Origin of the sequence: Chryseobacterium sp. C39-AII1 (genome assembly GCF_039672645.1) — a bacterium.
Classification (GTDB): Bacteria; Bacteroidota; Bacteroidia; order Flavobacteriales; family Weeksellaceae; genus Chryseobacterium.
Map to the genome: position 1 here is coordinate 147,168 of NZ_JBDFPQ010000005.1, position 20,536 is coordinate 167,703.

A 20,536-nucleotide genomic window follows, 5' to 3' on the forward strand; every position below is an offset into this window, starting at 1 on the left:
AAACAACAAATCATGGAACTTCGCTATGAAGACCAGTCGTTCGTTTGATAGAATAAAATTAATTATTTAACATTGTTTAAAACCATAAATGAAATTTCATAATAATTATTTAATAAATATCATTTATTGTTAAAATAATGTTAAATCGGTTTGCTTGTATTTTTATTCTTTTAAAAAAGCGGGTACAATCTTGTAATTACAATTATAATGGTTTATAATTGAGTAATGTTGAGCAAATATATAAATAAAAATAAGATACTTCAATAATAAGAGATTTATTTTTCAATATTACAAAAATATAATATTTCAATAACAAGGGATAAATTTTATAAATCAAACATTATCAGGGTGATAAAAAATATTAACAGATTTTAAGACTTAAAATAAAATTTTTAATTTTAAATCAATGTGAAGTGAGGTATGATTTTTGCTTTTATATTTCACTGTGTCGTTGAGATAAAAATGCCCGTAAATCTAAGAATTTACGGGCATTTTTTAATATAATTTTAATCTAAAAAATCCTTAATTGTTGTTTTTTAGATTTTCGATGAAATAAGAAGGGGTAATCTCTGTTTCTTTTTTGAATGCCAAAGTAAAAACCTGAGGAGAAGCGTATCCACATTCTTCGGCAAGATAGCTCACTTTGTATTCTCTGTACACCGGATTTTCATATAATTTTCTAATGATATAATCTATTCGTAATTTATTGATATAACCATTGAAGTTATTGTTTTTATGGGCTTTGATGATAGGTGAAAGGTATTTGGGATTTACATTCAGATAATTGGCAAACCAAGTAAGGGTAATATCTTTTTTCAGGAATTTTTCAGAAGCTTCAAATTTTTCCATTTTTGCAAGAACCGATTTTATAGTTTCTTCTGAAATCTTGAGGGAAGTTTTGGGTTCTGTTTCATTGCTGATTTCCTCTACAACAATTTGTTGCAGATGGTTTTTATCATTAAGTTTTTCAATAAGATGATGATAACTGTTTTTTAATTTTTTATTTTTATCTTTCCAATAAAGCCATATTCCCAACGTAATGATTAAGATAAAACTGCCGATCCAAAAAAAAATGTTTTTGAGGTTAGAATTATGTTCATTATCTTTTTCTTTTTTTGCTTTTGTAATCAGCTGGTCTACTTCTTTCCCTACTTCCTTTTTAGCAACCTGATTAAGACTGTCGAGCAATTTCGCGTACAATAATGTGTATTTTGCCTGCTCTTTCGAGTTTTTTAATTCTTCATTAGAATCCGCTAAAAGTTGAAAGCCGTATAATCTGTGAACGGGGTTTTTATTGATTTTTTCTCTTGCAATCACCTCATTAGCCATTTCAATACACTTCTGAAATTCTTTTTTTTCGAGATAAAAACGTCCCACACCTTTTAAAATTTCCATAGCAGATTTTTCAAAAATTTCAGGATGTGTCGTTCTGTAGGCGTATGCCCCCATGTAATAGGGCTCTGCAAGGTCTAAACGCATAGGTTGCACAACACCCACATAGTAATTGCCAATATTTATATTATTTTGAACAATTAAACTATGCTTTTTTATTTTTGTTTTAGGATTAACTTCGCTTAACTGATCGATTTCTTTACGCTGCTTTTTCAGATTGCTGATCAAAGAATCGGGTGATTTGTAATCGTAATATAGGGCTATTCTACTGTAACAATTTGCTAGTTTCAGATGTCTTTGATCGGGATCTTTTATCAGTTTTGAATATTCTATAGCATCACGAAGGTTTTGCAAGGCTTCTTTTTCTAATCCCATCTCTTTGTTTACAATCGATTTATCGATATTAAGAACTGCTAAATGCACATTATCTGTAGGATCTAAGGCTTCAATTTCCTTTATCGTTTCGAGTATTTTTTTGTAATCAGCATTGGTAGCATAAGCGAAAAGTAATTTCATCTTCCCATCGATGATTCCTTTTTTATAATTGATTTCTGTTGAAGCTTTGATAATTTGTTCCAGCTTTTTTATATCATCCTCAGATGTGCTTTTGTCGCCGAATTGAGCAAGTTGCTGATCTATATTTTTTGGAGAAATGGAATTGTTTTGAGCATAAAAAAAATGAAGTGAAAAGAAAAGAAAAAACAGGTAAAGATTTTGCTTCATAAGAGTTAAAGTTTTTTTAAGAATTTTTAAGTTTTTAAGAAATTTTGTTCAATGTTAAAATTATTACTAATTCTTCTTGAAAGAAGCTATTGATCATATCTCCAACCGAAGAATTATAATACCACAAAAATACATTTCTTTATAATTTGTTTACCATTTTTATAATAATTATTTCTTACAATTATTCATTTCTAATATTAATTAATGGATTGATAATCAGTTGTGCTTTTTTGTAAAACTTAAAACTTGAAATTTTCTTCAAAAGCATAAAAATATAAAGAATAATTACCCTAAATCATTCACTGAAATCTTTGTAAGTCTCACTGCTTGTTGATATTATTGCGGGACTTTTAGTGTAATCTGAAATCAAACAAAGTGAAAAATTGTTATTGATTTAATATTTATCAGTTTAAAATTTAAAGTTGGATTTTGCTGTTGATATCTTTCTAAAGCCGACAAGTTTTTTTATTTAAATAAAGACAATATCCTTGAAATTCATCTTTAATTAGTTGTGTTTTTGTGAGTTTTTCAAGCCAGATATTGTCGTATCATCAAGTTGTACGATTCTAAGACACACAGAAAAAAAAAATGGAAGCACATTTGTATGAGGAGTGGAAAGAAAAATCTTCCCTGGCCCTGAAGGGAAGTTTTTTTCTTATTCTTTTGTTGCTGTTTTCCTGCTTTCAGTCTTTGCACGGAGCTAATGGCAATCCTCCCTCGGAAAGCAATCCCGAAAGAATATCAGATGAAAAGCCTGAACAAAAATCTCCTGTTAAAATATATGTAACAGGCGGTGCCGAAATTTCCTTTGTTGAGAATGCAATTGTTTCTCCGATTGTTATCATCAAAGATCATCCTCAAAAACAAATTCTTCGGGTAAAACAAAAAAGACTTAAGAAGAAAATTAAGAGAAAACAAGAGAAAGTAGTTCAGACTGTTGCTAAACCTTCAAAAATATTTTTATACGAAAATCAAAACAGAAGCCAGCTAAATACTGTAAATGAAAGTTTAGGAAAAGGAATTGTTACCTCTCATCAAACAATTGTATTTGCTATTATCAGATTTTTCCTTTTATATTTTATTCTCTTTTCAACTTTATATTTAATTTTTTACGATAACGAAAATATTCTTTTCAGAAGAATTTTAGGACAAAATTTCCAACGTCCTCCGCCATTTTAGCTTTAGTTTAAATCTTTTGATAAATCAGATACAGCTTTTAGAAGCAAAAAAGTAAAATAAATAATAAACTAATAACTAAAATGAGAAAATTATTACCTCTCTTACTCGCTTTTACCACGCCTCTGATGGTATTTGGGCAGTCTCCGGGTGGAGTTGTCCCTGCGGCTTGGTACAAGGCAGATACTTCGGGCTCATTGTTTTCAGATGCAGGAGTTACCAATTCTGCGAATAATACTACGGTATATCAATGGAATGATGTTCAAGGGAAAGGTTTTAACCTTTTGCAAACCAATGCCGGGTTGCGCCCTACTTTTTCTAACAGTACAACACTCGCTAATTTTAATCCAACAGTTACATTTCAAAGTAAATGGATGGAGTTTCAGCCAGGAACAGGTATCAATATTATAGATCGTGTAAACGGAACTTTGTTTACAGCAGGATATATTAATACATTAACGGGATGTGGTATTTTCGGATTTGATTCTACGATGGATTATCCGGGACTACATACCTCTAATAATGGTTTGTATAATTTGCTTTTCTTCACGGGAGGGCCTGGCTATGTGGGATTAAGCAGTAATACTTTTCAGGATAATCATTACTTTACCGCAGGAAGCAGCTGGCAAAACGGAGCCGGAACAAATGCTTCCTATGCTGCGGCTACCGTATCTCTTAACGGAAACCGGACAGATTATTCTGGAAGTCAGCTTCAAAATGCAATTCAGGACGTGAATGCAAGAGATATTCGGGTAGGAGGAGATACCAACTGGGGATCTATAAACGGGCAAATAAACGAAATGCTTATTTTCGAAGATCGACTTACGGTTGATGAAATGGATAGGGTAGAGTCTTATTTATCAATTAAATACGGAACCACCTATGCTCAGGGAACTAGAGATTATAAAAATTCTGCCAGTGCTGTCGTTTGGGCTTCTGCTACGAATGCCACATACAATAAAAATATTGCAGGTATTGCCAGAGATGCTACAGGTTTGAATCAAAAACAATCATGGAGCGTAAATCCGGGTAAACAATTATTAGTCGGAACCACAGGTTTAGCCAATACAAATGCGGCAAACTCAACAGCTCTTACAGCAGGGCAATATCTTATCTGGGGAGATAATGGTTTGGCTAAAACCTCCACTGTTCCTATTTCGGGGATTTCTGGAGTTAACTACCGTTTTGCATCAATTTGGAAAGCTCAGAATACGGGAAGTGTAGGCACAGTGCGTATTGCATGGCCAGCCACTCTGAAAAATCTTAAGCTTGTTCAAAGTTCTGATGCTACATTTGACGGTACCGATACAGTAACCGACATGAGTGCCAATACTCAAACCATAAACGGAGTGACTTATAATTATGCTGATGTAACTATTGCTAATGGACAATATTTCACTTTAGCATCTTATGTTCAGGCTCCGGGAGGGGTTGTGAACGGATTGACGCAATGGTATAAAGCAGATGCAGCAGCTGTAAATACAGGAGACGGAACAGATGTTACAGCATGGACGGATCAGATATCGGCTACCGTTTCTTCACAGATTTCAACTGCACCGCTGCCTAAGTATAAAGCCGGAGCTATTAATTATTTTAATTTCAATCCGGGGGTTAATTTTACGGCTATTCAGCAGATGATAGGAAATATTTCCGATCCTACATTGAATAGTATTAATTATGACATCATTACCCTTACCAAAGAAGGGATGACGGGAACCCGCTTCTTTAATATCGGGATGAATAATACGACATTTAACGGGGCTAACTGGGATCAGCCGGGGCTTTATGCAGACGGAACCATCGGTTTCAGAAATAATGCCGGCAGCGGAACTGTGTATGCAGCCAATCCCGGATCTATTGCTTTTGATGCCAATATTCCGAGTATTATGTATCAAACATTTACAGATACTACTTTAAGCAAAGGGCTAAATGGTAACGCCAACGGTACTACAGCTACTCACAGCGCTATTGGTTTAGTTACTGGTGGACATATTTTCGGAGCTAATGGCGGAGTAAATCCTCCGGGAGGAGACGATTGGGGATTTATAGGAAATATCGGTGAAGTGGCAGTGTACGGAAGCGGAAATGTAACACCAGCTGAAAGACGAAGAATTGATTCTTATTTAGCTATAAAATATGGAATTACATTAGGGCGAACTTCCACGGACAATTATGTTTCGGCAGGAAGCGCAGTGATTTGGGATGGAGCAACCAACAGTGCTTACAATAATAATATTGCAGGGATTGCAAAAGATGATGCATCGGCGCTTGATCAAAAACAATCTATAAGCGTAAATGCAGGAAAGCAGCTTATTATTTCCACGACAGGTTTTGCGGTAAATAATGCCGCGAATACAAGTTCTCTTTCAGACGGACAATATCTGATCTGGGGAGACAATGGTCTGCAAAAAACACCTACCGTTGCAATTGCAGGAATTTCCGGAATTAATTATCGATTTGCATCGATTTGGAAAGCTCAAAACACAGGAAATGTAGGAACAGTAAGAGTTACATGGCCTGTGGGATTGACCAATTTAAGGCTAATCCAAAGTAGTGATGCTGTATTTGATAGCGGCGATACGGTAACAAATATGGCGAATAATACCCAAACTGTAAATGGAGTAACCTACAATTATGCAGATGTGACATTGGCGAATGGTCAATACTTTACTTTTGCAGCTTTTGTGCAAGCTCCGGGTGGTGTAGTTGGTGATTTGAGAGTATGGCTGAAACCTGATAACGGATTTTCACCATCCGTTTGGCAGGATAAATCAATCAATGCCAATGATTATACACAAACCAATGCTGCCAGACAACCTTTCGTAGCTACTGCGATGTATAATTTTAATCCGGTTGTAGATTTTGGGGGTTCGGCATCTGCGGATGGTCGATTTATGGCATTTCCTTCCGGCGGACCTTTTACAGCGAACGGACTGAGTGCTACATTTTTCTCAACTACTTTAACGAGAACAGGGGGAACAAGCGGCTACAGAGATATTTGGGGCTTTGGCGGAACGACGGCTACAGCAAGCTTAACCAATGCAAATTCACCTACAGTAACCAAACTTAACAATGATATTGTATTGTATGATTCTACAACATCTGCATTTTCAGGACAATATCCCGATAATCAGTTCTTGTTAACAGATGCATCTTATACAGTAGGAGTAGCTGGAATAAAATATGGACTTAATGGTGCAACCGCAAATACAACTCAGACAAGAACAGCAGGGAACTCCCTTCAGGCCAACGGAAGTATTCTGGGTTCTCAGCCGGAAGTAATGAACGGAATGATGGGAGATATGATTGCTTATGAAAGAGATCTTACTGTTGCAGAGAAGATTAAAGTAAGAACATACAGCAGCGTAAAGTACGGAATTACCTTACCGCATGATTATGTATCGTCTTCTAATCAAACAGTTTGGGATAATACGGCAAATTCCGCATATAATAAAAATATTTTTGGTATTGCTAATGATTTTACTTCATCGCTATATCAGAAACAATCCGTTAGTATCAATGACGGTCAAAAGTTAGTTATTGGTGCCGGAGGTGCTTTAGCTAATACAAATACTGCTAATACAAATACGTTAACAGATGGTCAGTTCCTGATCGTTGGAGATAATGGTTTAAAACAAAAACCAATGGTAGCAATCAGTGGGGTAAACGGAGTTAATTACCGTTTCGAATCTGTTTGGAAAGCTCAGAATACAGGAAGTGTTGGGACTGTGCGTATTGCGTGGCCGGTTGGTTTATCAGCATTAAGGTTGATTCAAAGTTCGGATACTACTTTTGATGGTACCGACACCGTGACGAATATGAGTACAAATACTCAAACAATCAATGGAGTAACATATAATTATGCAGATGTAACATTGGCTAATGGTCAGTATTTCACTTTTGCAGCGTTTGTTCATGCGCCGGGCGGTGTATTTTCTTCACTTTGGTACAGAGCAGACAAAGGATTGGCTCCAGCGGCTGGTGCGGTTACAACTTGGACGGATTATTCTTCTGGTCAGGTTCCGGTTTCGCCTGTATTGTCAGGTGCTACATCGGCTCCTTCTTCAGTTGATGGAATTGGGCTCAACTTTAACTTTAATCCTGCGGTAACTTTTGTCGCCGCGAATGCACTAGGAAATACGGGTGTATTAAATCCTACAACAGGAGGAAATTATACGGTTTATACCAGTACAACAGCGGCTACAGGAGACAGAATTGTGGGATTAGGATATTCTAATTTAACGGGAGGATCAAACTACGACAGCCCGGGAATAGGAGCAGATGTCGTAGGTTTGAGAAATGCTGCAGGAAACATTATGATGTCTTATTCCGCAGCAACAGGTTATAAATACACCCAATTTACAAACACCACAATTGCAAGAAATATATTTACCACCACCAATTTTTCAAGAGCATTAAATGGAGATGTTGCCGGAGCGGGTTCTACCTACACAAGCACAACTACGGGGCCTGATGGAGGCATTATTTTTGGTAGAAATGCCAATAACGGTGGCGACGATGGCGGTTCTGGCGTTACAATGTCTGAAACCATTGTTTTTGATGGAGTACTTTCCGCCAATGATGTGAATAGAATTGATTCTTATTTAGCTATAAAAGGAGGTATTACTTTAAACACAACCAACACACCGAATTATCTGAGCAGCAGCTCAGCAAATGTTTGGAACGGTTCTGCGAATACAGGTTACAACAATAATATCTTCGGTATTGCGAATGATTTCCTGTCTGCTTTAGATCAAAAACAATCCAAAAGTATAAATGTTGGTCAGAGATTAATCATCGGGGCAGGCGGAGCATTGGCAAATACAAATGCTTTAAACACAAATACTCTAACAGACGGGCAGTTCCTGATGGTTGGAGATAATGGTTTAAGACAAAATCTATCCGTTCCTTTAAGTGGAATTACAGGCGTTAATTATCGTTTTGAATCTATCTGGAAAGCGCAAAACACAGGCACTGTCGGAACAGTACGTATTGCGTGGCCGGTTGGTTTAACAGCGATGAAATTAATTCAAAGTAGCGATGCAACATTCGATGGAAACGATACGGCAACAGATATGTCTGTCAATACACAAACGATAAATGGTGTTACCTATCATTATGCAGATGTAACGATAGCGAATGGACAGTATTTTACATTTGCAGCTTTTGCCCATGCGCCGGGAGGTGTTGTGAATGGTTTGAGCCAATGGTACAGAGCAGATATTGATGCTTCGAATACAGGAAACGGTACTGATGTTACTTCCTGGAAAGATTATTTTGGAGGTACAATTTCCGGGCAGATTGCAGGAAAAGTTTTACCTAAATATAAAATAGGAGATGCTACATCATTCAACTTTAATCCGGGGATTAGTTTTACAACTATTACTCAGACTTTAGGTAATAATACCATACAGACTATATCAAATACCAATGTAGATGTTTTCACATTTACAAAAGAAGGTATGACTTCTTCCGGAAGCCCAAATCCGCATTTCTTCAGTATTACAGAAGATAATTCTGTAACGAATATTGACGCTTGGGATTATTTAGGATTATATCCGAATGCCAATATTGAAAGAAGGGTCGTGGGTGGCGGAACTCAGATTTTAGGTTCGGGAGTCAATTTTTCCACAACGATTCCTAGTATTATGTATAACACCTTTACCAATACCTCTTTTGCAAGAGGATTGAATGGTGCAGCCAACGGAACCACGGTTTCTACAGGCGCTGTAGGATTAGCGTTAGGAGGTCATGTCTTCGGCGACACCCGTTGGACAGGAAATACCAGCGACAACGGAGGTATCGTAGGAGATATTGGTGAAACTATTATTTATGGTGGCGGAAATATTACCGTTGCAGAAAGAAGAAAAGTAGATACTTATTTGGCTGTAAAATACGGTATTACCTTAGGTCGTGTTGCCACAGATAATTATGTTTCATCAGCAGATGCTACGATTTGGAATGGAGCTTTCAATACAACTTATAATAACAACGTATTCGGTTTGGCTAAAGATGATATTTCAGCTTTACACCAAAAAGTTTCTAAGAGTGCGAATTCGGGAACCATTCTTACGATGGCAACCAATAATGATTTTGTATCTCAGAATATTGATGTGTCAAGAACGGCTTTATCGGGCGATCAGAAATATTTCTTAACAGGAGATAACAATATCACCGCAACTCCAATGAATGCAGCTAGCTTTATTACGGGCAATAATGCAAAGGTGATTCAAAGAAGTTGGCTTCTTCAAAGAACAGGAACGATCAACAGAGTGTATTTTCAGGCAGATCTATCCGCTTACGAAAGCCAGTTTTATCCCTCAAATCTGGTGTATATGGTAGTTGCAGATGATGCGAGCTTTGCTACAAACAGAGTTCTTGTTCAGGGAACCAAGGTTTCCGGGAAGTGGGAATTCAATTATAATTTCGATTCTGAAAACACAAAACGTTACATTACTTTTTCAACATTTGAAAATCCTTTAAGTACAGCTTGCTATAAACCTGGAGCCATTGCCAGTGCAGGAAACCCTGCGCTTCCGGGTAAAATAGGAATTACTTCTTTAACCAGAACATCAGCGATGAGTACTGCAGATAATTTCCCTGCAATTCGCACCGGAGCATGGATGGTTTTGGAAGCTAAAACTAAAGGTTTTGTGGTGAATAGATTGGCATTCAATGCTTCCGGAAATCCTGTAGGAATTCCGCCTGCTAATTTTGTGGAAGGAATGGTACTGTATGACACCACCAACAAATGTCTGAAAATGTACACCTCACAAGATGGAGGAACTACTTTCGGATGGTATTGTATAACGACACAAACTTGCCCAGATTAAAAAATAATTCAGAGGTTGAGTTTTATTTCTGCTCAACCTCTTTTATCAAAATTTAAATGAATTATCATGAAAAAAATAATTATATCATTCATTGTACCTGTTGCGATTTGCATACAAGCACAAATTGGAGTCAGCAGACCGGATGTGGCGAATGGTTCGGTATCTGTTCAGTTCAGTGATGCTGAAAACAGAGGTCTCGTACTTCCGTATGTTGTTGATAAAAGTGGAATTACACAAAACGGAACCATCATTTACGATACCACAGATCATAAGGTGAAATATTTAAAAGACACCAATACGTGGTTTGATCTGAGTGTAGATGCAACAGGAACCGCCAATCTTGGCATTCAGGGAAATGATAAAACCGAGCAGCCGGGAGCAAAAATTGCCATCGGAACCACTGCAGGAACAGACACAACTCCCGGGATTCTTGTGTTGTCTGATGCCGACAAAGCAATGATTCTTCCCAAAGTCGCCAGTCCGCATCTGAATATCATTAATCCAAGTGCAGGAATGATGGTTTATGATACGACAAAGCGACAGTTAGCCGTCTACAACGGAACGGTTTGGAGTTTTTGGAAACCTTAATCGGATTATTATTAAAAGTAAAATCAACTGTATCTGGTTGATGTTTATTTAGTTTTCAACCTTGGTGAAATTTTCATCAAGGTTTTTTTTGATTTACTATTAGCTTTATTTTTAAACTAGAAGATATTGCTGAATCTCTTTAAACTGTTTTTCTCCATATTGTCATCCCGTGGGAATCTAAGCGTAGTATTAGATATTCTAATCGAAAGATTCGAGCCGAGATCCCTACGGGATGACAAATGTGGTGGAAATTATATATAGCGATAGCCTAAAACGAAGTTTGAAAATACAGCTTCATAGAATCAACTTGTTGATTTCTCTTTGCTCACTTGAATGTTTTACATTTAAATTAAATTAAAACTTTGCGTCAAAAAAATAAATTTAAGTGAATTAATAAAAACAAAAAGAGTGAATCTAAACAGATTCACTCTCTTTCCTCTTCATTAAAATCCAACGGTTTTTTTAAGACTGGATAAACTCCAGAATATCTTTATTAATTGTTTCTGCTTCCGTAGTCGGCATTCCGTGAGGGAAGCCAGGGTAGGTAATTAGCTTACCGTTTTTCAATAATTTAGCCGATTTTACCCCTGCATTTTCGTAAGGAACGATCTGGTCGTCTTCACCATGAAGTACCAAAACAGGAATATCAACCGCTTTCAAATCTTCTCTGAAATCTGTTTCAGAAAACGCTTTAATTCCTTCATAATGAGCAACGATGCCACCCATCATTCCCTGTCTCCACCAGTTTCTCTGGATGCCTTCTTTTACATCAGCGCCTTCTCTGTTATATCCGTAGAAAGGAACTGTAAGATCAATATAAAACTGCTGTCTGTTGTTCAACGTCTGGTCTCTGATGTTGTCGAAAACTTCCATAGGAACCCCATCCGGATTGCTTTCGTTTTTCACCATAATTGGCGGAACAGCGCTTATTAAAACCGCCTTTTTAGCTCTTCCGTTAGCATATTTGTTTACATAACGAATAACTTCGCCACCACCAGTTGAGTGCCCGATGTGAACCACATCTTTCAGATCAAGAAATTCTACCAATTCTGCAGCATCAGACGCATATTGTTCGATATTGTGACCGTAAATATTCTGGCTAGATCTTCCGTGTCCTCTTCTGTCGTGAGCGATTACTCTGTAACCTTTTTGTAAGAAGAAAATTACCTGTGCGTCCCAATCGTCAGATGATAAAGGCCATCCGTGGTGAAACATCAATACTGGTCCTTCTCCTTGATCTTTGTAGAAAATTTCTGTTCCGTCTTTTAATGTAAGTGTACTCATTGCTGTAAATTTTTAATGTTTGTGATTAATTTATTTTAATAATGTTTGTTGTTGTCTTAATTCTTTAGCAAATGTAGAAAGGTTTAGATTATTAGAAATTAATCTAGTTTAATTTCCGTTCATATTGATAAAAAATGTATAATTTATTTTTGGGGCAGCTTTCTCCGTCTTCCACTCCCGCTTTTTTCTCTTCCTTTTCAAGTCAGATAAAAAGAGCTCCGTTCAAGCCGGGCTGCGAAGATTTGTCATCTTTAGAATATCAGTCTTTACACTGCATTTTCCCGTACCAACTTAAGTAAATCGGTTGCACTGCCGTTGAATTTATTCCCATTGATGAAAAATGAAGGAGTTCCGTTCACACCGCTGATTACGCCGCTTTCAAAATCATCGTTTACTTTATTTTCTAAAGATGCTTTTTGGATGTCTGTTTTAAATCTTGCAAGATCTAATCCAATCTTTTCTGCGAGTTCAAATAAGAAACGTTCATTCAGGTATTCCTGATTTTCATAAATGGCATCGTGCATCTCCCAAAATTTTCCCTGTACATTGGCCGCTTCTGCTGCCACAGCTGCTGAACTGGCGTATTCATGAATTTCAGATAAAGGAAAATTCCTGAAAACAAACTGAATCTGGTTTCCAAACTCATTCATCAGTTCTTTTAAAACAGGGTAGGCTGCTCCACAATAGGGACATTGGTAGTCTCCATATTCTACGATCACCAGATCGGCACCAGGATTTCCCTGAGTATGATCGGTTTTGCTTACGGATGGTTTTAGTGACATTGTATTTTATTTTTTGGTGTTAATATTAAATTGGAATGGCAGATTTATTAATCCATACTGCGCAAATAAGCAATATAAGTACGGGGAATAATAAAATCCAGCTTCCTAAGGACGATATAACGAGGGGTAAAACAAACGCTCCCGATAAAAATCCTAACCATAAAAGTAATAAATGAATTGCATTACTGCCATACATTTTTCTTTCTTCTTGATCATTTGTCATACTGAATAGCGCAGTATTCTTTGCCAGACTGTTAAGAGTGCCTGTTACAAAATCTGTATTCACCTTCTGATTGCCTACGGAGGTTACAATGGTATTCATAATCCCCATCGAAAATCCTATAATGGCAATTGAAGGAATCGCAGGAATCTGATGATAATAGGAGACTACGGAATAGATGATTAATAGGAAAATAACCAGGTAAAATGAAATGGTTTTACTTTTACATTTTTTCCATACAGCTAAACACGTTCCGGCATAAATTCCTAATAAAAAGCATCCGATAACAGTAACTGAAGTCATTATAATTCCCCATTTTCCGGAGGAAAGCGATGTGCCCAGCTGCGTTGTATTTCCGCTCATAAAAGACACATACGTTTTCCATTTTATAATTCCTGTGGCATCCATGTACCCCGCAACGAAAGCTAAAAGTATGGCTAATCTCTCATGCAGCCGAATCTGTTCTGCCGATAAGGATGCCTTTGCTTCGGGTAGCAAAACCGTTATTTTTTAGGTTGAATAAATACTTTCTGGCTCGGAAATTTTTCAATTTCGCCCTCTTGCAGCCCGAAGTTGGTTTCAACCACATCTTTAGGGTTTCCTGCCAGCCATTCGCTCAGATCAATAGATTCATAAACCCCGCTGTTAAAACCAATTAAGACTTTACACACGGTGTCTCCCGTATTTTTAATATAATGTCCGGCTCCCATCGGTACATACCCAACATCTCCTGCATTGAACTGTTCTGTAACTACCGTTCCTTCTGCTAAAAAAACCGACATTTCTGCCTGTCCGGAGATGAAATATTGCCATTCGTCAGCATTGGGATGCCAGTGCATTTCTCTTAACGCTCCCGGCTGCAATTCTAAAACCGAACCAGCCATTGTTTTGCTGATAGGAAATTCTTTACTCGTTACCAATCTTTGCAAACCTCCTCCGGGAATAATTCTCGGCTGTTGAGAATGCAGCGGATAACGGTGAAAACTGGTCAGTTCGATGTCTGATTCTTCAGGGCGTGCTGTGGCTAGAGAAGATAATTCGTCAGGAACTGGGCCTGCTGCAAAATAGGCTTCTTTTTGAGGTAAAGCAGCAACTTCTTCTAAACTTAAACCTAAATTCTGAGACACAATTTCCGGCGGCATGCTAGAAACAAAATCGGTTACGCTAAACGTATGATCCTCGGAAAAATTACCATTGTCAAAAATTAAAATAAAATGACATTCCTCGGTTCCTGTTGCTTGAATCGAATGGCCGTATCCTTTTGGGAAGTACCAAACATCTCCCGGCTCAAAATTATCTGTATAGCTATGCCCGTCAGGATGAATAATGGTGGTACGTACCGTTCCGGAAATTACGTAAGCCCATTCTGCGGCGTTGGCATGCCAGTGCAATTCTCTCATGCTTCCCGGTTGCAATCTCATAGATACTCCTGCGATACCTATCGAGGCTGGGAAATCTTTTACTGAAGCGCCTCTTGTCGTTCCGCCATCATTGGTGCGGGGCTCTTTTTTTTCTAACTCGTATCTGAAGCTTAATTTTTCGTTGTTCATACTATTATTTTTTAGTGATTAAATACTGTTTGTTTATTTTTCTATGGTAAAGCTACTCCAGAGCACCGTTACTTTTAGGTAGTCTTCGACGAACAGGCAAAATCAGTCGTTGAGATTTGGGATTATTTAGTTGATGAATTTTTATCATGATAAAATGTAATCTATTTTATCCTAAACAAAGGAAAATTTAAATCTTAAAATAACGTTTGGTTAAATGGTTGAAGCCCCTCCCTTAGATGGTTGTAGGCAGTTATGGAAATCTTTAGGGGTGGTTCAGAAGGGGGGCCACCTTCGGAAGTAGCTACAGCAGGTTGTGTAAATACCTGCGACTGGTTTCTAAATAGCTTCAGGTATTTATACAAGTGCCTGCAACGGCTCGTGAAGCAGTTGTAGGTAGTTACAAAAGTACTTCTAGCCACTTCTGAAGTAGCTCTATGTACTTTTACTACCTGCTTTGGGTACTTGTGATACTTGTTGCAGATACTTTGCAACCGATCGTAGGTATTTTTTAGAATAAAAAAAGTCGAGTTTAGATGCTTACAGCATGACAAACTTTATGGGAAGAATTAATAAACCACAAAGTTAGGGATCCAAGCGTAGTATGAGAAAATAGAAAAACATCCGTTTCACAATTACTGTGAAACGGATGTTAATTGATAGATGAAATTTATGATGATATATATTGAAGCTCTTATTATTTATACAGCCAGTTTTTTATCAGCTTCGTGTAATTCGGCATGATGAGGTAAATCATTAAGAAAACCAGACACCCTGTAGATACCAAACCATCAAAATAACGGTTAACAGGAATTCCAAACGATCTTAAGATGGGAATGGTAATCATCGGAATTAATAAAGATAGCGGATAAATGGCCGACCATGTTGCCAGATACTGTTTCCAGCGTACGGGAACTTTGGCATTTGTTTCTCCGTAAAAAAGAAAATCGAGACCCGTTTTTATTTCGTAATTATCTTCTTTTGTGAACAGTGGGTGCGCTTTGTCAATGAGCTTTTTTCGGTTGGAAGATTCCATCCAGCTTCTGAGATGAGCAATGGTATCAAAACGGATAATCACCGTATACGAAAAAGTAAGGGTAGGAATAGGGCGTACAATCTGAAGATCGATAAAGCCGGTTGCTTTTTTAGAAATAGGTAAAATTTCGTTAAGCCACTCTTCATATTGCTGCTGTTTACCATCTATCACATGATGAGTAATAACTACAGATGCGCCCTGATTGTCCATAACTGATGTTTTAATTGAGTTAAAAAGCTCTTTTATATTGCCACGGAACCTCAGTTTCGAGACCTAATTTTTTAGCTGAATGAATCGCAAAATAAGGATCACGTAAATGCTCTCTGGCAATTAAAACCAAATCGGCCTGTTCATTTTCAATAATAGTATTGGCCTGTTCGGCTTCTGTGATTAATCCTACAGCGCCCGTTGAAATTCCGGTCTGTTTTTTTATTGCTTCCGCAAAAGGAACCTGATAACCGGGATACACTTTATCTTTGCTCACATTGGTAAATCCTCCACCGGAAGCCGTGATGAGGTCTACACCATTTTCTTTAAGGATTTTTGAGAGCGCGATGCTGTCTTCCAACGTCCAGGCTTCTTCAGAATCGATATAATCAACCGCTGAAATTCTTACCAATAAAGGCATTCCTTCGGGAATTACTTTTCTTACTTTCTGCACAGTTTCTACCAAAAACCGAATTCTATTGTCAAAACTTCCGCCATATTCGTCCTGACGTTTATTAATGACTTGAGAATAAAACTGGTGAAACAGATAACCGTGTCCCGCATGCAATTCAATGGTATCAAAACCAGCATCTACCGCACGAAGAGCGGCATCTGCAAATTTGACGGTTAACTCCTGAATTTCATCAATCGTTAATTCCTGAGGAGTAACGCCATTAATTTCTGTGGCAGAAGATGATTTTACAATCCACGCACCTTCTTCCGGAGTTAAGGGCTTCATTCGTTCATTAGGATGTTTAAGGCTTCCTTTTGCTCCTGAATGCCATAACTGAATTCCAATTTTAGCATCCTGTTGGTGAACAAAATCAACGATGTTTTTCCAGGCATTTTTCTGTTCGTCATTCCAGATTCCGGTATCATATAATGTGGCTAAACCTTCTTCGGAAACGGCTGTACATTCGGTTAAAATTAATCCGGCGCCGCCAACGGCACGGCTTCCTAAATGTACCATGTGCCAGTTTCCGGGAACTCCGTTTGTAGCGCTGTATTGCTGCATGGGAGAGAGGGCAATCCTGTTTTTTAAAGTAAGATTGCGAAGTTGTATCGGGGTGAATAAATTCATTGTTTTAAGATTTAATATTCTGTAAAAATAATTTGGTTTCGAAAAACGACTTCAGTAAGATATCTTTTGTTTCTTCCAACGCTTTTTTTGATATTAGATTTTCATCGTTGGTTAATTCCAAAACATTTAGATTTTCCTCTAATACAGGCAGTAATCCCATAATGGCGACACTCGATTTCAAATCGTGAGCTCTTAGTTTCAGCAATTTGAAGTCATTGTTTTCATAAGCCGATTTCAATTCCTGCAAATGATTGGGAACTTTATCTAAAAACTGTTGCGTTACTGTTATTTCAAAATCTTTGTCGTCATTGCTGATCGATTTCATATACGTAAGGTCTATGAACTCGTAATGAGAAGTAATTTCTGTCTTTTTTGTTTCCGTTTTTTCAGTCTCGTTCAGGCCAAAACCTGAAATCAGTTTAAATAATTCCTCTTCCTTAATAGGTTTAGAAATGTATTCGTTCATTCCACGGCTCAGGCATTTTTCACGTTCTCCAGCTAAAGCATGTGCGGTCATCGCGATAATAGGAATATCTAAATTCAATACTTCGCGAATCTGCTGTGTGGCCGCATAACCATCCATTTGTGGCATCTGGATATCCATCAAAACAAGGTCTGAATTGTTTTCTTTAAGATAATTAACCGCTTCCAAACCATTGGAAACAATTTCAAAATCGATATTCCATTGGGATAACAAATGTTTCATCAGGCTTTGGTTAATGGCATTATCGTCAACCACCAAAACACGCAAAGGCGTATTTGTTTTATCTTTAAAGTACTGTGTATTTGTTGTATGAATTGTATTTAGCTGCTCTTTTGAAATGCCATAAGGAATATAAAAATGAAAAGTCGTTCCTTTTCCCTGTTCGCTAATGACTTCAATATCGCCGTTTTGTAGAAGAATTAATTTTTTCACAATAGATAGGCCTAATCCTGTTCCTCCATAATTTCGTGTAATGGAATCTTCGCCTTGATTAAACCTTTCAAAAACTTCATTTAGTTTTTCTTTATCGATTCCAATTCCGGTATCGGAAATTTTAAAACCGACCACCGCTTCATTTTCTGATAGCTGTTTATTATAAATTTCAATAGTAATGCTTCCATGAAGGGTAAATTTAATGGCATTTCCAATTAAATTAACTAAAATCTGGGTCAATCTTGTGGCATCGCCAATTAAAGTATCTGGAATAGACGGATCTACTTTGCTTGAAATAGACAGTTTTTTTTCTTTTGCTCTTTCCAGAAATAAAGTTTCCACAGAATTCACCAAACCGTTAATACTAAAGGTTCCTGACGTAATGCGCATCATTCCGGCTTCAATTTTTGAGAGATCCAAAATATCATTAATAATCGTCATTAAATTCTCTCCCGAACTTTGAATGGAAGACACAAATTCTGCTGAAGTCTTATCCAGCAGTCTTTTCTGCAGTAAATTGGTAAATCCTAAAATTCCGCTCAGAGGAGTCCGGATTTCGTGGCTCATATTAGCTAAGAAATTTTCTTTGGTTTCTGCAGCAATGGATGCTTTTTTCTCGGCAATATCTAAATCTTCAATTAACAATCTTTGTCTTTTGAATTGACGGAGAATATGATAGCCAACGATGGCACCACCCAATATTAATAAAACTAACAGAGACACATCGTAAATCCGCGCTTTTTTGCCCATTTCTTCACTTTGTTTGCTCAGTTTAACCATGTGCTTTTGTCTGCTTTCGTAGATTTTAGCGGTAATGGAAGTGATTTCGTTTGAAATTTCTCTGGCTCGCGGATTGGCAATGGAGGTATTATCATCCATATTTCCCAAGGTAAGATAACGGTGCAGAAGACTTTCCTTTGTTGTTTTCTTTTCCATGGCTAAAACGCTCAGTCTGTGGATCAGCCGTTCTTCTTCCGCATCAGCATTGTCTTTGGATAAAGAATCTAAAAAGTTTTCAATCTGATTGATTTTCTGATTGATACCTTCCAGATGTGTGGTGTCATTGGTAGCGATTGAGGCTCTTATTCGGCTTTCGACGCCCAAAATATCACGGTCGATTTCACGTAAATGATTGCTCGATCGAAGTTCATTCAGCAACGTATTATTATTATGAATAAGTTCTTTCGTATTTCTTGCCGAATTGATCTGAACCGCTATCAACAGAAGTGTTCCCGCAATAAAAGTAAGGATGATAAAATAACTGAACCGTTTGTTTCCCATGACAGAAATATTGAGCATAAATAAAATAAATATTGATGATTGTTGTACTTCAATCAGTTAAACAGAAATAGAAAGATGATAAGGATAAGCTTAATTAAAAAACATTCATTCTTGTATTAAGAATTTTTCGGTAAGCATCTGCCACAGGGATAAATTTTCCGTTGATCATGATGCCGCCATCCTGCAACGTATCAATTTTATTCATCGAAATGATGTAAGAACGGTGAACACGAATGAAGTCTTCCTTTGGCAAACGCTCTTCCGCGGCTTTCATCGTTCCGTGGATTACGAATGTTTTTTCTTTGGTATAAAATTTTACATAATCGCCCATTGCTTCCGCATAAAAAATATCATCAAGTTTCAGCTTTCTTGTAATATTAGAATCTCTTACAAACAAAAATTCATCTTTACTGATCTGAATATTTTCTTTCCTGCTTTCAATAATAGCCTGCGCTTTGCTCATCGCCTGTAAAAATCTTGCAGGCATTACGGGTTTCAGCAAATAATCTGCAATATTAAGTTCGAAAGCTTCCAGCGCATATTCCTTTTTTGAAGAGGTAAAAATAATGATGGTATCTTTTCCCGAAAGCGTTTTTGTAAGCTCAATGCCCGTCATTTCAGGCATTTCAATATCCAGAAATACCAGATCAATCTGCTCTTTCAGCAAATGGTGATAGGCGTCTATTGCATTGGTATATTGGTTAACAATGGTAAGATTCGGGATTTGCTTTGCCAAATGTGCCAGCGTAGTTCTCGCTATATCATTGTCATCAACAATTAAGGCTTTCATGGTGGGGTATATTTATGATTGTTTACAAATATACTTATTACTTTCTATTTTTTTCTGTTCTGATGCTGCTTTTATCTGAAGTAAGAACGAATCATCCACGCCATTTCTTCGTGTGTTTCCATAAGACCTGTAATGAAATCACTCGTTCCGTAATCTTTGTATTTTTCTGCAAAAGGAGTGATGTTTTCACGTAAAAAATCAATGATGCTTTCGTGATCACTCAAAAGATCTTTCATATATCCTAAACCGTCGTTTGTTCTGTCGCTGTATTCTGTAAGATGGGTCAGTTCAAGATAATCTTTCATCGTGGCAGGGGCATAATGACCGATTTTACGCATACGTTCTGCTACGCTATCGATGAGGTCATCCAGCTGTTTGTATTGGTTTTCAAAGAAAATATGCATGGCGTGGAAATTATCTCCCGTTACGTTCCAGTGGGCATTTCTAGTTTTGGTGTATAATAAAAATTCGTCTGCTAATAATTTTGCCAATTGATCTGCAACTGCTTGTGAATTTTTTTCTGTGATACCGATTTTTGCTTTCATGATGTGTATGATTTAATGTTTTAAACGAGCGTTATTGCTGTTTTTCTGAAGTAAAGGTCGTATGAAAAAGTAAAGAATTTTCAAAAATTTCGACGAACGGGCAAAATGAATCGGTGAATGGCTATTAAAGTTATA

Annotated in this window: 13 protein-coding genes; 3 read left to right on the plus strand and 10 right to left on the minus strand. The window is 37.2% G+C overall.

From position 1 onward, the window contains the following. Positions 1-522: 522 nt before the first annotated feature. On the minus strand, positions 523-2,115 hold the full coding sequence (locus ABEG63_RS10325) for a helix-turn-helix transcriptional regulator (RefSeq protein WP_346584543.1): 1,593 nt from the start codon (positions 2,113-2,115) through the stop codon (positions 523-525). Between the two features lie 588 nt (positions 2,116-2,703). On the opposite strand from ABEG63_RS10325, the gene ABEG63_RS10330 reads away from it, so the two are divergent. From ABEG63_RS10330 to ABEG63_RS10340, 3 genes are all read left to right on the plus strand, one after another. After that, positions 2,704-3,294 (plus strand): hypothetical protein, encoded by a 591-nt coding sequence (locus ABEG63_RS10330; RefSeq protein ID WP_346584545.1) that lies wholly within the window; start codon positions 2,704-2,706, stop codon positions 3,292-3,294. 80 nt (positions 3,295-3,374) lie between these two features. Next, complete coding sequence (locus tag ABEG63_RS10335) at positions 3,375-10,124, plus strand: hypothetical protein (RefSeq protein ID WP_346584547.1); 6,750 nt, start codon at positions 3,375-3,377, stop codon at positions 10,122-10,124. 66 nt (positions 10,125-10,190) lie between these two features. Next, the gene (locus tag ABEG63_RS10340; RefSeq protein WP_346584549.1) at positions 10,191-10,712 is read left to right on the plus strand and encodes a hypothetical protein; all 522 of its coding nucleotides are present in this window, start codon (positions 10,191-10,193) and stop codon (positions 10,710-10,712) included. A 462-nt stretch (positions 10,713-11,174) separates the two neighbouring features. Here ABEG63_RS10340 and ABEG63_RS10345 read toward each other — a convergent pair whose 3' ends face one another. From ABEG63_RS10345 to ABEG63_RS10385, 9 genes are all read right to left on the minus strand, one after another. Then, positions 11,175-11,996 (minus strand): alpha/beta hydrolase, encoded by an 822-nt coding sequence (locus ABEG63_RS10345; protein ID WP_346584551.1) that lies wholly within the window; start codon positions 11,994-11,996, stop codon positions 11,175-11,177. Positions 11,997-12,262: 266 nt separating this feature from the next. Next, positions 12,263-12,778 carry a thioredoxin domain-containing protein gene (locus ABEG63_RS10350; RefSeq protein ID WP_346584553.1) on the minus strand — a complete coding sequence of 172 codons (516 nt, stop codon included), beginning with the start codon at positions 12,776-12,778 and terminating at the stop codon, positions 12,263-12,265. A gap of 25 nt (positions 12,779-12,803) precedes the next feature. After that, positions 12,804-13,496: a YoaK family protein gene (locus ABEG63_RS10355; protein WP_346584555.1), complete on the minus strand. Its 693-nt coding sequence runs from the start codon at positions 13,494-13,496 to the stop codon at positions 12,804-12,806. A 5-nt stretch (positions 13,497-13,501) separates the two neighbouring features. Then, positions 13,502-14,548 (minus strand): cupin domain-containing protein, encoded by a 1,047-nt coding sequence (locus tag ABEG63_RS10360; RefSeq protein WP_346584557.1) that lies wholly within the window; start codon positions 14,546-14,548, stop codon positions 13,502-13,504. 694 nt (positions 14,549-15,242) lie between these two features. Beyond that, positions 15,243-15,791 carry an antibiotic biosynthesis monooxygenase gene (locus ABEG63_RS10365; RefSeq protein ID WP_346584558.1) on the minus strand — a complete coding sequence of 183 codons (549 nt, stop codon included), beginning with the start codon at positions 15,789-15,791 and terminating at the stop codon, positions 15,243-15,245. A gap of 19 nt (positions 15,792-15,810) precedes the next feature. Further along, positions 15,811-16,869, minus strand: a complete 1,059-nt coding sequence (locus tag ABEG63_RS10370; RefSeq protein WP_346584560.1) for an NADH:flavin oxidoreductase/NADH oxidase — start codon at positions 16,867-16,869, stop codon at positions 15,811-15,813. A 4-nt stretch (positions 16,870-16,873) separates the two neighbouring features. Continuing rightward, positions 16,874-19,066 (minus strand): ATP-binding protein, encoded by a 2,193-nt coding sequence (locus ABEG63_RS10375; RefSeq protein WP_346584562.1) that lies wholly within the window; start codon positions 19,064-19,066, stop codon positions 16,874-16,876. Positions 19,067-19,160: 94 nt separating this feature from the next. After that, positions 19,161-19,856 carry a LytTR family DNA-binding domain-containing protein gene (locus ABEG63_RS10380; protein ID WP_267406995.1) on the minus strand — a complete coding sequence of 232 codons (696 nt, stop codon included), beginning with the start codon at positions 19,854-19,856 and terminating at the stop codon, positions 19,161-19,163. A gap of 71 nt (positions 19,857-19,927) precedes the next feature. Beyond that, positions 19,928-20,401, minus strand: coding sequence for a DNA starvation/stationary phase protection protein (locus tag ABEG63_RS10385; RefSeq protein WP_267406993.1), 474 nt, complete (start codon positions 20,399-20,401; stop codon positions 19,928-19,930). Positions 20,402-20,536: the final 135 nt, after the last annotated feature.

What these genes read in the sequence shown, in the direction of transcription:
- ABEG63_RS10325 (WP_346584543.1), bottom strand. Translation starts at nt 2,115, where the DNA reads ATGAAGCAAAATCTTTACCTGTTTTTTCTTTTCTTTTCACTTCATTTT.
- ABEG63_RS10330 (WP_346584545.1), top strand. Translation starts at nt 2,704, where the DNA reads ATGGAAGCACATTTGTATGAGGAGTGGAAAGAAAAATCTTCCCTGGCC.
- ABEG63_RS10335 (WP_346584547.1), top strand. Translation starts at nt 3,375, where the DNA reads ATGAGAAAATTATTACCTCTCTTACTCGCTTTTACCACGCCTCTGATG.
- ABEG63_RS10340 (WP_346584549.1), top strand. Translation starts at nt 10,191, where the DNA reads ATGAAAAAAATAATTATATCATTCATTGTACCTGTTGCGATTTGCATA.
- ABEG63_RS10345 (WP_346584551.1), bottom strand. Translation starts at nt 11,996, where the DNA reads ATGAGTACACTTACATTAAAAGACGGAACAGAAATTTTCTACAAAGAT.
- ABEG63_RS10350 (WP_346584553.1), bottom strand. Translation starts at nt 12,778, where the DNA reads ATGTCACTAAAACCATCCGTAAGCAAAACCGATCATACTCAGGGAAAT.
- ABEG63_RS10360 (WP_346584557.1), bottom strand. Translation starts at nt 14,548, where the DNA reads ATGAACAACGAAAAATTAAGCTTCAGATACGAGTTAGAAAAAAAAGAG.
- ABEG63_RS10365 (WP_346584558.1), bottom strand. Translation starts at nt 15,791, where the DNA reads ATGGACAATCAGGGCGCATCTGTAGTTATTACTCATCATGTGATAGAT.
- ABEG63_RS10370 (WP_346584560.1), bottom strand. Translation starts at nt 16,869, where the DNA reads ATGAATTTATTCACCCCGATACAACTTCGCAATCTTACTTTAAAAAAC.
- ABEG63_RS10375 (WP_346584562.1), bottom strand. Translation starts at nt 19,066, where the DNA reads ATGGGAAACAAACGGTTCAGTTATTTTATCATCCTTACTTTTATTGCG.
- ABEG63_RS10380 (WP_267406995.1), bottom strand. Translation starts at nt 19,856, where the DNA reads ATGAAAGCCTTAATTGTTGATGACAATGATATAGCGAGAACTACGCTG.
- ABEG63_RS10385 (WP_267406993.1), bottom strand. Translation starts at nt 20,401, where the DNA reads ATGAAAGCAAAAATCGGTATCACAGAAAAAAATTCACAAGCAGTTGCA.